Origin of the sequence: Sorangium sp. So ce836, assembly GCF_028553905.1 — a bacterium.
Lineage (GTDB): Bacteria > Myxococcota_A > Polyangia > Polyangiales > Polyangiaceae > Sorangium > Sorangium cellulosum_D.
In genome coordinates, this window is the sequence record NZ_CP102233.1 from 4,649,571 (window position 1) to 4,663,718 (window position 14,148).

Annotated in this window: 10 protein-coding genes; all 10 read left to right on the forward strand. The window is 76.8% G+C overall.

Annotation, left to right across the window (positions count from 1 at the left end; translation table 11 throughout):
- Positions 1-22 precede the first annotated feature (22 nt).
- The 10 genes from NQZ70_RS17140 to NQZ70_RS17185 all read left to right on the forward strand — a co-directional run bounded on the left by NQZ70_RS17140 (position 23) and on the right by NQZ70_RS17185 (position 14,099).
- On the forward strand, positions 23-238 hold the full coding sequence (locus NQZ70_RS17140; protein ID WP_129575165.1) for a hypothetical protein: 216 nt from the start codon (positions 23-25) through the stop codon (positions 236-238).
- Positions 239-549: 311 nt separating this feature from the next.
- Positions 550-1,287 (forward strand): RNA polymerase sigma factor, encoded by a 738-nt coding sequence (locus NQZ70_RS17145; RefSeq protein ID WP_129575166.1) that lies wholly within the window; start codon positions 550-552, stop codon positions 1,285-1,287.
- Complete coding sequence (locus NQZ70_RS17150; RefSeq protein ID WP_129575167.1) at positions 1,284-2,348, forward strand: hypothetical protein; 1,065 nt, start codon at positions 1,284-1,286, stop codon at positions 2,346-2,348. The genes NQZ70_RS17145 and NQZ70_RS17150 overlap by 4 nt, the downstream gene beginning before the upstream one ends.
- Positions 2,345-5,203: a CHAT domain-containing protein gene (locus NQZ70_RS17155; RefSeq protein ID WP_129575168.1), complete on the forward strand. Its 2,859-nt coding sequence runs from the start codon at positions 2,345-2,347 to the stop codon at positions 5,201-5,203. Before NQZ70_RS17150 ends, NQZ70_RS17155 begins: the two co-directional genes overlap by 4 nt.
- 267 nt (positions 5,204-5,470) lie before the next feature.
- Complete coding sequence (locus NQZ70_RS17160; protein ID WP_129575169.1) at positions 5,471-5,908, forward strand: hypothetical protein; 438 nt, start codon at positions 5,471-5,473, stop codon at positions 5,906-5,908.
- A 110-nt stretch (positions 5,909-6,018) separates the two neighbouring features.
- The gene (locus tag NQZ70_RS17165; RefSeq protein ID WP_129575170.1) at positions 6,019-6,456 is read left to right on the forward strand and encodes a hypothetical protein; all 438 of its coding nucleotides are present in this window, start codon (positions 6,019-6,021) and stop codon (positions 6,454-6,456) included.
- Positions 6,457-7,119: 663 nt separating this feature from the next.
- Positions 7,120-8,085 carry a sigma-54-dependent Fis family transcriptional regulator gene (locus NQZ70_RS17170; RefSeq protein ID WP_129575171.1) on the forward strand — a complete coding sequence of 322 codons (966 nt, stop codon included), beginning with the start codon at positions 7,120-7,122 and terminating at the stop codon, positions 8,083-8,085.
- A 1-nt stretch (position 8,086) separates the two neighbouring features.
- Positions 8,087-9,238 (forward strand): HlyD family secretion protein, encoded by a 1,152-nt coding sequence (locus NQZ70_RS17175; protein ID WP_129575172.1) that lies wholly within the window; start codon positions 8,087-8,089, stop codon positions 9,236-9,238.
- Positions 9,235-11,973, forward strand: coding sequence for an ATP-binding cassette domain-containing protein (locus NQZ70_RS17180; RefSeq protein WP_129575173.1), 2,739 nt, complete (start codon positions 9,235-9,237; stop codon positions 11,971-11,973). Before NQZ70_RS17175 ends, NQZ70_RS17180 begins: the two co-directional genes overlap by 4 nt.
- Complete coding sequence (locus NQZ70_RS17185; RefSeq protein ID WP_129575174.1) at positions 11,970-14,099, forward strand: ABC transporter ATP-binding protein; 2,130 nt, start codon at positions 11,970-11,972, stop codon at positions 14,097-14,099. Before NQZ70_RS17180 ends, NQZ70_RS17185 begins: the two co-directional genes overlap by 4 nt.
- The last annotated feature ends 49 nt before the right edge of the window (positions 14,100-14,148 follow it).

Sequence of the window (14,148 nt, forward strand, 5' to 3'; positions counted from 1 at the left end):
CGCGACGAAAGGCGGTGGCTGCATGAGCGGCGTGATACGAGCGACGACCCTGGGACGTTACGGCAGGCTCGCGAACGGCAATGCCTATTGCGACGATCCGCAGGAGCCCGACCACGTGAGGGCCGATGGAAGGTGGACGATGACCGGCGCCGCGGCGGCCGACGGCATCGTGATGTGGTTCTGGGAGTGGGAGAGCGTGCGAGGCGTCGAGAAGCGCAAGACAGCCTATCCTGGATGACGTGATTCAGCATCGCATCGAGCCCCGTCATACTCCGCTCGCGCCCCCGGGCGGCGCCCCGCTCCGCAACCACGAAGCGACCAAACGACGAAACGACGAACGATGGACAGGGGTCGACCCCAGGGCTCGTCCCGAGCCCTCTGCCTGCCTGAATGTCCATCCGTCCGTAGATCGCTTCGCCGCGCCCCCGCGGTTTCTGACACGGGGCTCGAGAAAAATCGCGGGCTCGCAGGGGTCGAGTCGTCCGGCGAGACCCTGCTTCGATTGACGGGCGTGTTGCGCGCGTCTATCCGTGTGCGTTGATGCCATCGATGTCCCCCTCGCCCGCGCAGCCGTGGACGCCCGCCGACGGCCCCTGGCGGGAGCCCGGGGCGGCGGCGACCGCCGAGGCGGCGCTCGCGCTGATCGCGCGGGCCGTGGGCGGGGAGCCGGCGGCGGTCAGGACGCTCGTCGATCTGCTCACGCCCACCATCCAGGAGCGCGTCATGCGGCCGCTGCTCCGCCGCCGCCGGGCAGCGGGGCACCGCGACGTGCGGCAGGAGGTCGAGGACATGACCCAGAGCGTGTTCCTCGCGCTCTTCGCGGACGGCGGGCGCACGCTCCGCCAGTGGGACCCGGCCCGGGGGCTCTCGCTCACGAGCTTCGTCGGGCTCGTGGCCGAGCGCGAGGCGTGCTCGATCCTGCGCAGCCGCCGCCGGAACCCCTGGACCGAGCAGCCCACCGAGGACGACGCGCTCGAGCGCGCCGATAGCGCGTCCGTCTCGCCCGAGCCGGCGGCGATCTCGCGCGAGCTGCTCGCGACCCTCGCGGTCCGGCTCCGCGACCGGCTGAGCGAGCGCGGGCTCGAGCTGTTCTATCTGCTGCTCGTCGACGAGCGATCCACCGAGGACGCGTGCGCCCTCACCGGCATGACGGCGGACGCCGTGTATGCCTGGCGGAGCCGCATCGGCCGGCTGGTCCGGCAGATCGCCGCGGAGCTCGCCGCCGAGGCGGAGGCGCCGGGACGGGCGCCCGCGGCAGACCCAACCACCCCGGAGCGCGCACGATGACCGACAGGGACGAGGAGCTGCTCAAGGCGCTGGCGAGCGCCGCGCGCGCGGAGGATCGGGCGAGCGATCCGCGCTGGTCGGCGAGGGTGCACGGCGCGCTCGCGCAGGGCGAGCTCGACGCGCTGGAGGCGCTCGCGCAGCGCTCCGCCGAGGACCGCGAGGCCTGGGAGGCGTCGCGCCCGCTGGACGGCGAGGCGCGGGCGCGGATCGCCGATCGGATCCTGGCCGGGCTGCAGGCGAACGGAGCGGAGCGCGGCGCGCCGGTGGCGACTGCGGGCGGGCCGGCGGCGACTGCGGGCGAGCCGGCGGCGAGCGCGCCGCACGCGGAGACGACCGACGGGCCGCGCGCGGAGACGACCGGCGATCCACGCGCGGAGACGCGCGATGGGCCGCGGTCGGCCGCGAGCCCCCAGGCAACCCCCGCGGGCCGGGTGATCCCGCTGGCCGCTGCGCCGGGTCGCGGGCGCTGGATCGCCGCCGCGGCGGTCCTGGCGGCGGCCGCGGCGTGGGTCCTCGTCGCGCGGCTAGGTCCCGGCCGCCACCAGGTCGGCGCGACCGGAGAGCCGGGCGCGCTGGCCCTCCTCGCGGCGCCCGCCTCGGTGCCCGACTACGCCGTCTCGATCGCGGGCGGCGAGGCCGGGCAACGGTCCGCGAACGGCGGCGCCGTCGCGCCCGGAATCGCGCGCCTCGGCCCGGGGTCGAGGCTCGAGATCGCCCTCCGGCCCGCAACCCGGGTCGAGGGCCCCGTCGCGGTGCGCGCCTTCCTGATCGCGGGGGACAAGGCGCTCCCCTGGGACGTGCGCGCCGAGGTGTCGGCGCAGGGCGCGGCGCGCATCGCCGGCGACACGGAGGCGCTCTTCCGCGGGGTGCCCGAGGGCGAATGGGAGATCGCGATCGCGATCGGGCGGCCCGAGGCGCTGCCAGACAGGCCCGCCGAGCTCGCGGACGGGCCGCCGGGCGAAGGCGAAAACCCCAAGGCATTCCGCGTGTTGCGCCTCAAGGTGCGCCTGCTGCCGGGCGCGGCGCCGCCGCCGCCCGCCCCGCCGCCGCAGGCTCCATGAGCCGCCGCCGGGCGATCCGGGCCGCCGGGCTCGGCGCGGCGCTCCTCGTCCCGGCGCTGCTCGGCGCGGCGGCGCTCGTCTCCAGGAGCGGCGCCCTCGGCGGCGCCGCCCCCTCCGGCGGCGCGGGCGACCCTGCAGCGCCCTCCGCCGGCGACGCGCACGACCCGGCGACCCCCGCGGCGCCACCGCCGCCCCTGGAGGTCGAGTTCGCCGGCTGCGGCGCCGTGCTCGCCGGCCCCGCCTGCGCCCTCCCCGACGATCGGGCGATCCGACTCTGGATCAAGGCCCCCGAGGGCGCGCGCGTCGCCGTCGAGGCCGGCGCGACCCCGATCCCGCTCGACGGCGCGCCGATCCAGGGCGGCCTGCTCATCCGGGTCCCCGTGCCCGACGGCGCCGCCGCCGTCTCGGTGACCGCCGAGCGGAACGGCGGGCGCGCGGTCGTTCGCCTGCCGCTGCTCCCGCCCCTCGCCGCGCCCGCCCTGACGCAGGCCGAGGCGCTGCGCCGGCAGGGCCGCCTCGACGAGGCGGCGTCGGCCCTGGGCGGCCTCGCGTCGGGCCAGGATCCCACCCTGAAGGCCCTGGCGATCGGCAAGCTCGCGCGCGTGGATCTCGCGCGCGGGCGGATCCCGGAGGCGATCGCGCGCTTCGAGGCCTCGATCCGGGCGCACCGCGCCGCAGGGCGGCTGTCCGACGAGTTCCTCGATCGCTTCGCGCTGGCCTACACCCTCCTCTACAACGGCCGCAGGTTCGCGGAGGCGCGCGCCGCGCTCGACCCGCTCGAGCCGCTCGAGGCGAGCCACCCGGAGGGGCGCGCGCTGACGCCGTACTACGCCGCGCTGCTCTCGTTCGAGGCCGGCGATCTGCGCGCGGCGCTCCGGCAGCTCGACGCGTCGGCCGCGGCCGCCGAGCGCCTGGGCCTCCGCGACCACCGGTGCCACGTCCTGCAGAAGCGCGCCGAGGGCCTCCAGATCCTGGGTCGGCCGCTCGAGGCGCAGGCGCTCCTGCGCGAGGTGGAGGCGTCCCTGCCCGCCGGCAGCCCGCCGTGCGAGCAGGCCGCCCTGCAGAACAACCTCGGCTGGGGCGCCCTCCAGGTGGCGTGGGCGAGCGCCTCGCCCGGCGCGCCCCTCGCGGATGCCGAGGCCGCGCTCGAGGCCGCGCTCGCGCTGTACGGCGGGCCGTGCCCGCGGCCGGCCGAGCGGGCGAACGCGCTGACGAACCTCGCGCTGGCGAAGCTCGCGGCGGGGCAGACGGCGCGGGCGCGCGCGCTCCTCGACGAGGCGCGCCGGACCGACGCGAGCCCCGACCCCGGGGTCGCGATGTACTGGCTCGACATCGAGGGGCGCCTCGCGCTGGCCAGCGGCGACGCCGCGGGGGCGCTGCGGCGGTACGAGCGGCTCGCCCGGCTCGCGGAGGCGAGCGCGCTCTCCGAGGGGCGCTACCGGGCGGCGCTCGGCCGCGGGCGGGCGCTCGAGGGCCTGAGGCAGCCCGATCGCGCCCTCGCGGCCTACGAGGCCGCGGAGGCGCTGCGGGGCGAGCTCAGCCTGCTCGCGCCCCTCGGCGAGGGCCGGGGCGCCTTCCTCGGCCGCCTGGAGGAGGGCGCCCGCCGCGCCGTCGACCTCCTGCTCCAGCGCGATCCGGGCCGCGCCCTCGCGGCCGCCCGGCGGTCGCGCGCCCTCGCGCTCGCGGCGCTCCGGTGGGTCGACCGCATCGCGTCGCTGGACGGCGAGGCGCGGGCGCGCTGGGAGGCCGCGCTCTCGGCGTACCGCCGCGAGCGCGCCGCCCTCGACGAGGAGGGCCGCGACGACTGGCGGCTGTCGTCGGACGAGCTCGAGGCGGCGCGGGCGGCCCGCGAGGCGCGCGGCAGGTCGATCCGGGCGCGGTTCGACGAGGCGCTGCTGCTCGTGAGGCGCGGGGAGCCGGCGGCGGCAGAGCTCGCGGAGGCCCCGCTCGTCGCCGAGGGCGAGCTGATGCTGGCCTTCCACCCGATCCGCGAGGGGTGGGCCGGCTTCGCGGTCACCCGGGACGGCGTCGCGGCGCACCGGCTGCCGGCGCTGGATCTCGCGGCCCCCGCCGCGACGCTCGCCGCGCGGCTGCTCGCGCCGTTCGAGGCGCCGCTCCGCGCGGCCGGGCGCCTGCGCGTCTCGGCCTACGGCGAGCTCGAGCGGATCGACGTCCACGCGCTGCCCTGGGACGGCGCGCCGCTCGTCGCGCGGATGCCCGTCGTGTACGGCCTGGATCTGCCGGGCGGCGCCGCCCGCGGGGCGGGGGGCGCCGGCGCGGCGCGCGGGGCGCTCGTGGTCGCGGATCCGCAGCGCGATCTGCCGGCCGCGCGGCGCGAGGCCGACGCGGTGGCCGAGGCGCTCGAAGGGCAGGGGCGCGCGGTGGAGCGCCTCTCGGGCGGCCTGGCCACGCACGCCGCGGTCGCCTTCGCGCTGGAGCAGCCCGGGATCGCGCTGTTCCACTACGCGGGCCACGGCTTCTTCGGCGGGATCGACGGCTGGGACAGCGGCCTCCCGCTCGCCGGCGGTGGCCAGCTCGCGGTGAGCGACATCCTGGCGCTGCGGCGGGCGCCGGCGCAGGTCGTCCTGTCCGGCTGCGACACGGCGCGCACCGGGGCCGCGCCCGGGGCCCGGGGGCTCGGGCTCGGCCTGGCGCAGGCGTTCCTGATCGCCGGCGCCGGGTCGGTGATCGCGGCGACGCGCCCGGTCGACGACGCGCTGGCGGAGCGGATGATGGTGGCGCTGGTCGCCGCCGGGCAGGAGGACCCCGGCGCGCAGCTGCGCGAGGCGACGCTCGCGGCGCTGCGCGCGACCCCCTCGTCCGACTGGGCGAGCTTCCGGGCGCTGGTGCCGTGAGCGGGCCGCGGCAGGCGCGGCCCCGCGGACCGGCGCGAGGAGGCTCGCCGGAGGGCGGCGGCAGGCTCACCGGGGCGGCTCCGGCGCAGCGGGGGAGCCGTGGAAGGATCCGGCGCGGCGGCGCGTATCGATCGCGGGTCTCGAACCATCAAGCCCCGCGACCCTCGGGGCCGCGCAGCGGGATCGACCCGCTGCGCGGATCGAGGAGCGCCGGCGACCCGCCGGGGACACGACGATCCCAGGCCGGACGCCACGGAGGATCTCGCCATGATTCGGAACAGTCTCAGAGCAGCTGGTCTCCTTCTCGCCGCGGGCGTCGTGTCGGCGCTCGGCATCGCCTCCACCGACGCGATGGCGGCGGCGCGAGCGTCGACGGTGCGCCACGGACCGGCGACCGACGATCCCAACCCCGTCGTCACCCCTTGCGGCGCTTGTTACAGGACGAAGGAGCAGCGGCTGTATGTGTCCCTCGATGCCATCGGCAGCGCGAGGACGATATCGCTCGAGCTCGACGCGCCGCGCGACGGCCAGTGGACCTATCGAGAGCTGCTGGCGCCGTACCGCGTGGAGAACGGCTACGTGGTGTACCTGGTGCCGCAAGGCCCGATCGAGGACGTCGGAGGGGGCTCGATCCGCTGGACGAGCTCGAACGGGAAGTATCTACGCATGGCGGTCTCCGTGGATGCCAGCGGCGGGGCGCAGTAGAACGAGCGACAGGACGAGGCCGGGCGGCGCGAGGGCGGGCGCGGGCTCGCGCGCCGGCGAGCGAAGCGGGACGGGGACGACCGTCGAGCGAACGCCAGGAGGAGCCAGGGATGATTCTGCGACGCATCAAAGCAGCTGGTCTGATTCTCGCCGGGGCCGCCCTGACGGCCCTCGGCTTCGCGGGCCCCGGGGCCGCGGCGGCGGAGACGGGACCTTCGGTCCTGGAGATCCCGCCGGACATCCAGCCTCCCACGACCCCGTGCGGCGCCTGTTACAACATGCAGAATCGGCTGCTCTACGTGTCCGTCGACAAGTTCGACAAGATCCCGGCGGTCGTCCTCGAGCTCTACGAGCCGGACGGCAGCGGCGCGGGCACCTATGGATCGCTGAAGCCGATCCAGGCCGACAAGGCCTATGTCGTGTACTCCGTGCCGCAAGGGCCGACCAAGAACGTCGGCTCGGGCGTGGCGCGCTGGACGAACCCCTACGGCCACGTCCGGGTCGTGGAGGTCACCGTCGATGGCGCCGCGCCGCAATGCGATGAGTAGCCCGCGCTGACTGGCCGGCCGGCCGGCCGGCCAGCCACATCGACGCTGAGCTCGACTCCATGACAGCGGCGCGCCCGCGCCGCCCTCGTCTCCATTCCTCTCCTCTCACGTTCTCCAGCCATCCGCGCTGGTGGTGGCGTCAGCCCTCAGATGGAGGCTCCAGCCTCCAGGGGGTGCGACGAACCTCGACGCGCGGGGCCGCTCGGGACATCTCGCCGGACACGCCCTCACCGGAGCGGCGGTGCTCCGCGCCACAGGCAGCCCCGGAGCGCCGCCGCGCTTCCTTCCGGTCCAGGGGTCGCGTCGCGGCGTTCCGCGAGGGCAGCACGGAATGTGCGGCCTTGCGTCAGATTGCGCCGTCCTTGCGCAACTCGTCGCGCAGGCTCGACCGGAGGGCCCCGCTGGCTCCGCGGCGCGCCGCGCGCCCGCCGGCGGGCTGAGGCGTTGGCCACCGACTTGCTTCGAGTCGCACCCGTCCCGTCGCCGCCGCGGCGCCCCGCGCGCCGGCGCGGCCCTCGCGGAGGCGCCGTCCACACCGCCGCACAAGGCCCTTCGCAGCATCGGAATCGTCATCGGAGCCGGTACCGGAGTCAGCGCCGACCCCGGCGGTGACGGAACGTGAGAGACATGAATCACGCCCTTTCGTCGTGATGAGGAGCGTTCATGGTGGATGACTGTCAACCCGGTTTTCTTGCGATCGATCCGGAGATGCGGCGCCTGCGGGATGCCCTGGAGACCGTGGCCCCCACGCCGCTGCCGGTCCTGATCCTCGGCGAGACGGGGACGGGCAAAGAGGTCGTGGCGGAGTGGATCGCCGGCATGTCGCGGCACCCGCGCGAGCGGTTCGTGAAGGTGAACTGCGCGAGCCTGTCGGAGTCGCTCGTCGAGAGCGAGCTCTTCGGCCACGAGCGCGGCGCGTTCACCGGGGCGGTGGCGCCGCGCGAAGGCCTGTTCGAGGCCGCCCACGAGGGCACGCTCTTCCTCGACGAGGTCGGCGAGCTGTCCCCGCGCACGCAGGCGAAGCTCCTCCGCACGCTGGAGTACGGCGAGATCGTCCGCGTCGGCAGCACGCGGCCGCGGCGCGTGGACGTCCGGGTGATCGCGGCGACGCACCGCGATCTCGAGCAGATGGTCGGGGACGGGGACTTCCGCCAGGACCTCTATTTCCGCCTCAACGCGGTCACGCTGCGCATCCCCCCGCTCCGGGCTCGCACCACCGAGATCCTCCCGCTCGCGGAGCTCTTCGCGGCGCGCCTCGCGCGGCGGCTCGGCCGCCCGGCGCCGCGGCTCGCGCCCGAGGCGACGGCGGCGCTCCTCGCGCACACCTGGCCGGGCAACATCCGGGAGCTGCGCCACGTGATCGAGCGCGCGGTGGTCATGTCCAAGGGGGGGCCGATCGTCGCGGACCACCTGATGCTCGAGGCGCCGCGCGCGCAGGCCGAGGCCGGGATCAGGGGCGACCTGCGCTCGTTCGAGCGGGACCGCATCGTCGCCGCGCTCGACCGGACCCGCCAGAACCAGACGCGCGCCGCCGAGCTGCTCGGCGTCTCGCGGCGCACGCTCACCAACAAGCTCAACGCCTACGGCATCGCGCGGCCCCGGAAGAAAATCGCGCTGGAGGGCTGTTGACGTGGCCTCGCCGTTCCACCGCACGATGCGGTCGCTCGAGCTCGAGAGCGGCGCGCGGACCTGGATCCGCCTCGCCGCGACCCTCGCCGTGCTCGGCGCCTGGGCGGCCTGGATGCACGCGGCGCGCGTGTCGGTCTACGCCACGACCGCGAAGGCGCGCCTGGAGGTCAGCCGGATGGCGCACCGCGTGGCCGCCGCCGAGGCCGGGCGCGTGGCGGTCGTCCGGGTGGAGCTCGGGCGCGACGTGGCGCCGGGCGAGGTGCTCGTCGAGCTCGACGCGTCCGTCGAGGAGAAGCGCCTGGAGGAGGAGCGCACGCGGGTGGCCGTGCTCGCGCCGAAGCTCGAGGCGCTGCGGCGCCAGATCGCCGTCGAGGAGGAGGTGCGCGCCTGGCAGGAGAAGCTCTCCGAAGCGTCGATCGCGCGCGCCCGGATCGACCTGCGCCAGCGCGACCTCTCCGCCGCGCACGGCGAGGAGCTCCGCGCCATCTCCGAGCGGCTGCACGACGAGCGGCTCGCGTCGACCGCCGATCACCTGGAGGCGAAGACCCGCGCCGCCGACGAGCTCCTCAAGGCCGAGGGGGCGCGCGCCGATCTCCAGCGGCTGTCGGTCGCGCGGCGCCACGACGAGCGGCAGGCGGCGGCCCACCTCGCCGAGCTCGAGCGCGCGCTCGGCGACCTCGTGGCCGAGCAGCGGGCGGCCGAGGCCGCGGTCCACACGGCGCTCGCGCAGATCGAGCGGCGCAAGATCCGCGCGCCCATCGCGGGCAAGCTCGGGAACATCGCCGCGCTCCAGGCGGGCGACGTGCTCAAGCCCGGCGACCTCGTGGCGACGGTCGTCCCGGGCGAGGACGTGCACGCGGTCGCGCTCTTCGCGCCGTCCGACGCGGTCGGGCGCATCGTCCCCGGGCAGAAGGCGCGGATGCGCCTCGACGGGTTCGCGTGGACGCAGTTCGGCATGCTCGAGGGCGAGGTCTCCCACGTCGCCAGCGAGCCGTTCGACGGCGCGATCCGCGTCGAGCTCCTCGTGCGGCCGGAGAGCGCCGCGTCGATCCCGGTGCAGCACGGGATGCCGGGGACCACCGAGGTCGAGGTGGAGCGCGTCTCTCCGTGGACGCTCCTCCTGCGCGCCGTGGCGCCGGGAGGCCCGCGATGAAGCGCGCCTTCCTCGTCCCCGAGGTGCTCCAGACGTCGCTCATGGACTGCGGGCCCGCCGCGCTCAAGGCGGTGCTCCAGGGGTTCGGCGTGGAGGTGCACTACGAGTGGCTCCGCGACCGCTGCCAGACCGACGTCGACGGGACGTCGATCGACGCGCTCGCCGCGCTCGGGCAGGAGCTCGGGCTCGCGACGTCCGAGGTGGTGGTCCCGCACGACAGCTTCCTCCTGCCCGAGGCCGACTGCCTTCCCGCGATCGTGGTCAAGCGCGGCGCCGGCGACGCGCTCCACTTCCTCGTCGTCTGGCGCCGGCTCGGGCCGTTCGTGCAGATCCTCGACCCCGGCAGCGGGCGCCGCTGGGTGCGCGCGGAGCGCTTCCTGGAGGACATGCCGCACTTCCCGATCCCGATCTCGATCGAGCGGTTCCGGCGGTGGGCGTCGTCCGAGGACGCGCTCGCCCCGCTCCGCGCGAAGCTGCGGGCGCTGGGCGCGCGCGGGGAGGCGCTCATCGCGCGGGCCGACGCCGACCCGGGGTGGCGCTCGTTCGCGGCCCTCGACGCCGCCGTGCGGATGGCCGCGCGCCTCGTCCGCGGCGGCGCGATCACGCGCGGAGGCGAGGCGCAGCGCGTGCTCGAGGGCGTCTTCGACCGCGCGCTCGCCGGGGAGGCGGGCGCCATCCCGAAGGGGTTCTTCTGGGCCACGGAGGGCAAGGCGCCGGGCAAGCTCCTCGTGCACGGCGCCGTCATCGTCCACTTCGCCGCCCGCGCCACCGCGCCCGCCCGCGCCCCCGAAGGCGCCGCGCGCCCGGCCGCGCCGCCGCCCCCGCCGAGCTACCGCGGCAGCGCCACGCCGGCGGCCCCGCCGGTCGAGCAGGCGCCGCGCGCGGTCGCGACCGCGGTGCTCCCGGCGCCCGTCCGCCGCGAGCTCGAGCGGCCGTCGCCGTCGCCCTCGCGCCTCTTCCTGTCGATGCTCCGCGCCGACGCGGGCCGGGCCCTCGCCCTGGTCGGGGTGGCGCTCGCGGCGAGCGCGGCGATCGCCGCGATCGACGTGGTCGTCCTGCGCGGGCTGTTCGACGCCGTGAAGCACGTCACCGTCGAGTACCAGCGCGCGCTCGGGCTCCTCGCCCTCGTCGCGTTCGCCGCCGGGGCCCTCCTGCTCGAGCTGTTCGCGGCCCACGCCGTCTCGCGCCTCGGGCGCGCCCTCGAGGTGCGCTTCCGGGCCGCCTTCCTCGAGAAGCTGCCGCGGCTCGAGGATCGCTACCTGCGCAGCCGGCCCACCTCGGACATGACCGCGCGCGGCCACGCGATGCACCTGATGCGCGAGGCGCCGGCGCTCTTCTCGCGCATCGCCCGCGCGGCGCTGTCGTTCGCCGCGACGCTCGTCGGCGTCCTCTGGCTGTACCCGGGCGGCGCGTGGCTCTCGCTCGTCGCGGCGGCGGTCGCGCTCGCGGCCCCGTACATCGCGCGCAGGCCGCTCGTCGAGAGCCTCATGCGCCTGCGCACGCACGCCGCGTCGCTCGAGCGGTTCTACCTCGACGCGCTGCTCGGCGCGGTGCCCATCCGCGTCCACGGCGCCGAGCGCGCGGTGCGGCGCGAGCACGAGGCGCTGCTCGTCGAGTGGGCGCGGACCGGCCGCCTCGCGCACGCCCAGGCCACCGCCATGCAGGCCGTCCAGGGGCTCGCGAGCACCGCCGTGGCGGTCGCGATCGTCGGCGGCTACGTCGTCTCCGGCGGCCCTGCCGCGGCGCTGCTCCTGCTCGTGTTCTGGTCGCTGCGGCTCCCCGTCGTGGCGCAGGAGCTCGTCGCCGCGCTCGTCGGCTGGAAGAACGTGCGCAACGCCTCCGTGCGCCTCTTCGCGCCGCTCGCGGCGCCGGAGATGGACCTCCCCCGCGCGCCCGTCCCCGAGGACGCCGGCGCCGCCGCGCCGGGCGCCGCGTCGATCGACCTCCGCGGCGTCAGCGTCCAGGCCGGGGGGCACACGCTCCTGTCCGACGTCTCGCTGAGCCTCGCGGCGGGGTCGCACGTCGCCATCGTGGGCACGTCCGGCGCGGGCAAGTCGTCGCTGCTCTCGCTGCTGCTCGGGTGGCTCCGGGCGTCCCGGGGGGAGGTGCTCGTCGACGGGCAGCCGTTCGACGACGCGGCGGTCGCGCGCCTGCGCCGCGCGACGGCGTGGGTCGACCCGGCCGTCCAGCTCTGGAACCGCACGCTCCTCGAGAACATCACCTTCGGCCACGCCGGCGACGCCCTCGCGCGCGTGCCCCTCGCGATGGGCCAGGCCGATCTCACCGGCGTGCTCGAGAGCCTGCCCGACGGGCTCCTTTCGGCCATCGGCGAGGGCGGCGCGCGGCTGTCGGGGGGGCAGGGGCAGCGCGTCCGCCTCGCGCGGGCGCTGATGAAGGCCGACGCGCGCCTCGTGCTGCTCGACGAGCCGTTCCGCGGGCTCGAGCGCGAGCGGCGCCGGGCGCTCCTCGCCCGCGCGCGCGAGCGCTGGGCGCGCGCGACGCTTGTGTTCGTCAGCCACGACGTGATGGACACGCTCGGCTTCGATCGCGTGCTCGTGGTCGAGGGGGGCAGGGTCGTGGAGGACGGCGCGCCGCGCGCCCTCATGGACGACCCGCGGAGCCGCTACCGCGCGCTCGCCGAGGCGGACGCGCGGGCGCGCGACGAGGTCTGGTCGAAGGGGCGCTTCCGGAGCGCGACGATGGAGAGCGGCCGGCTCACCGAGGGGGCAGCATGAAGGCGACGGGCACGAGCTCGAACGAGGCCGCGCCGGCGGCGGCGCTGGCCGAGGTGGCGTGGCAGCCCGCCGCGCTCGGGCACGCGATGAGCGCGCTCACCGCCGCGTGCGGGCTCGCGAGCGGCGCGGCGCCGTCGCCCGGCGCGCCGCCGGACGGCGACCCCACCGCGTGGATCGAGGCCTACGCGGGCTGCATGGGCGTCGAGGCGGAGGCGGTCCAGTCGAGCTTCGCCGATCTGCCGCGCGCGATCGCGTCGCTCGGCCCCTCGCTCGTCCGCCTCGATCACGGCTACCTCGCGGTGGTCTCCGCGGGCCGCCGGGGCCTCTCGGTGCTGACGCCGGCGCTCACGCGGGCGCGGATCCCGCTGGAGGCCGTGCGCCGGGCGCTCTCCGCCCACCTCGAGGACCGCCCCGCGTCGCACGTCGACAAGTGGCTCGCCGCCGCGCAGATCCCGCCGCGGCGCGCCGCGCGGGCGCGCGCCGAGCTCCTCGCGCAGCTCGTCGCGGACCGCCCCATCGCGGGCATGTGGCTGCTCCGCCCCGATCCCGGATCGAGCTTCCGGCGCCTGCTCTCGATGCGCGGCGCGCTCCGCCGGGGCGCGCTCTTCCTCGCCGCCGCCGCCGCGCAGGTCGCCCTCGGGGTGCTCGCCTGGTGGCTGATCGGCGCGGGCGCGCTCGACGGCGCCGTGCAGCCCGGCTGGCTGCTCGCGTGGGTGCTCCTGTCGCTCTCGGCCATCCTCGTGCAGCTGTTCGCCTCCTGGACGGGCGGGCTGCTCACGATCGACGTCGCCGCGCTCCTCAAGCAGCGCCTGCTCTGCGGCGCGCTGCGCCTCGATCCGGCCGCGATCCGGGCGCGCGGCGCGGGCGAGCTCCTCGCCATGGTGTCCGAGTCCGAGGCGGTCGAGACCGCGGGGCTCGGCGGCGCGCTCGGCGCGGTCGTGGCGCTCGTGCAGCTCGCGAGCGCCGCGCTGGTCCTCTCCGCCGGCGCCGGCGGCGGCCTCCACGTCGCGCTGCTCGCCGGGTGGACCGCCTCCGTGGCGCTGCTCGCCCGCCGGTTCGCCCGGCGGCGGGCGGCGTGGACGCGCGAGCGGTTCGCGATCACGAGCGGCTTCGTCGAGAACGTCGTCGGTCACCGCACGCGCGTCGCCCAGCAGGCCCCGCACCTCCACCACGTGGAGGAGGACGCGGTGCTCGAGCGCTACCACGCCGCCTCGCGCGCGATGGACCGCGTGGGCGACCTCCTCGCGTCGCTCCCGGCGCGCGGGTGGCTCGCGCTCGGGCTGCTCGGCCTCGTCCCTGCGGTCCTCGGCGGGGTGGGCGTCGGCCCGCTCGTCGTCGCCACGGGCGGCATCCTGCAGGCGCAGGCGGCGTTCGCGACGCTGGCGACGAGCCTCGGCGCGCTCCTCTCCGCCGCCGTCTCGTGGCGCTCGATCGCGCGGCTCTTCGCGGCGGCCGAGGCCCGCGAGCCGCCCGGGATCCCGCAGGCCGTGCTCGGGCGCCACGCGGCGTCGGACGTCGTGCTCGAGGCGCGGGGCGTCTCGTTCCGCTATGGCGGCGAGCGCGGCGAGCCCGTCCTGCGCGACTGCGGCCTGGTCCTCGCGAAGGGCGACCGGCTGCTGCTCGAGGGGCGCTCCGGGGGCGGCAAGTCGACGCTCGCGGCGGTGCTCAGCGGCCTCCACGCCCCCTCGTCGGGCCTCGTGCTCCTCGGCGGCCTCGATCGGCGGACGCTGGGCGGCGCCGCGTGGCGCAGCCGCGTCGCGAGCGCGCCGCAGTTCCACGACAACCACGTGCTCTCGGGGACGCTCGCGTTCAACCTGCTGATGGGCCGCGCGTGGCCCGCGTCGCCGGAGGACCGGCGGGAGGCGGAGCTCGTGTGCCGCAAGCTCGGCCTGGGCCCGCTGCTCGATCGCATGCCGTCGGGGCTCGATCAGGTCGTCGGCGAGACGGGGTGGCAGCTGTCGCACGGCGAGCGGAGCCGGCTGTTCCTGGCGCGCGCGCTGCTCCAGCGCGCGGACGCGGTCATCCTCGACGAGAGCTTCGGCGCCCTCGATCCGCTCACCGCCCGCGAGTGCGTGGGCGCCGTGCTCGAGCGGGCCCCCGCGCTGGTCGTCATCGCGCACCCCTGACCAGCCAAGCAGTAAGAGGAGAGACCGCAAGGGGCGCAAGGGGCGCAAG

Coding starts and splice junctions, on each gene's coding strand:
- NQZ70_RS17185 (WP_129575174.1), top strand. CDS start 11,970: ATGAAGGCGACGGGCACGAGCTCGAACGAGGCCGCGCCGGCGGCGGCG.
- NQZ70_RS17140 (WP_129575165.1), top strand. CDS start 23: ATGAGCGGCGTGATACGAGCGACGACCCTGGGACGTTACGGCAGGCTC.
- NQZ70_RS17150 (WP_129575167.1), top strand. CDS start 1,284: ATGACCGACAGGGACGAGGAGCTGCTCAAGGCGCTGGCGAGCGCCGCG.
- NQZ70_RS17155 (WP_129575168.1), top strand. CDS start 2,345: ATGAGCCGCCGCCGGGCGATCCGGGCCGCCGGGCTCGGCGCGGCGCTC.
- NQZ70_RS17145 (WP_129575166.1), top strand. CDS start 550: ATGTCCCCCTCGCCCGCGCAGCCGTGGACGCCCGCCGACGGCCCCTGG.
- NQZ70_RS17180 (WP_129575173.1), top strand. CDS start 9,235: ATGAAGCGCGCCTTCCTCGTCCCCGAGGTGCTCCAGACGTCGCTCATG.
- NQZ70_RS17170 (WP_129575171.1), top strand. CDS start 7,120: ATGGTGGATGACTGTCAACCCGGTTTTCTTGCGATCGATCCGGAGATG.
- NQZ70_RS17165 (WP_129575170.1), top strand. CDS start 6,019: ATGATTCTGCGACGCATCAAAGCAGCTGGTCTGATTCTCGCCGGGGCC.
- NQZ70_RS17160 (WP_129575169.1), top strand. CDS start 5,471: ATGATTCGGAACAGTCTCAGAGCAGCTGGTCTCCTTCTCGCCGCGGGC.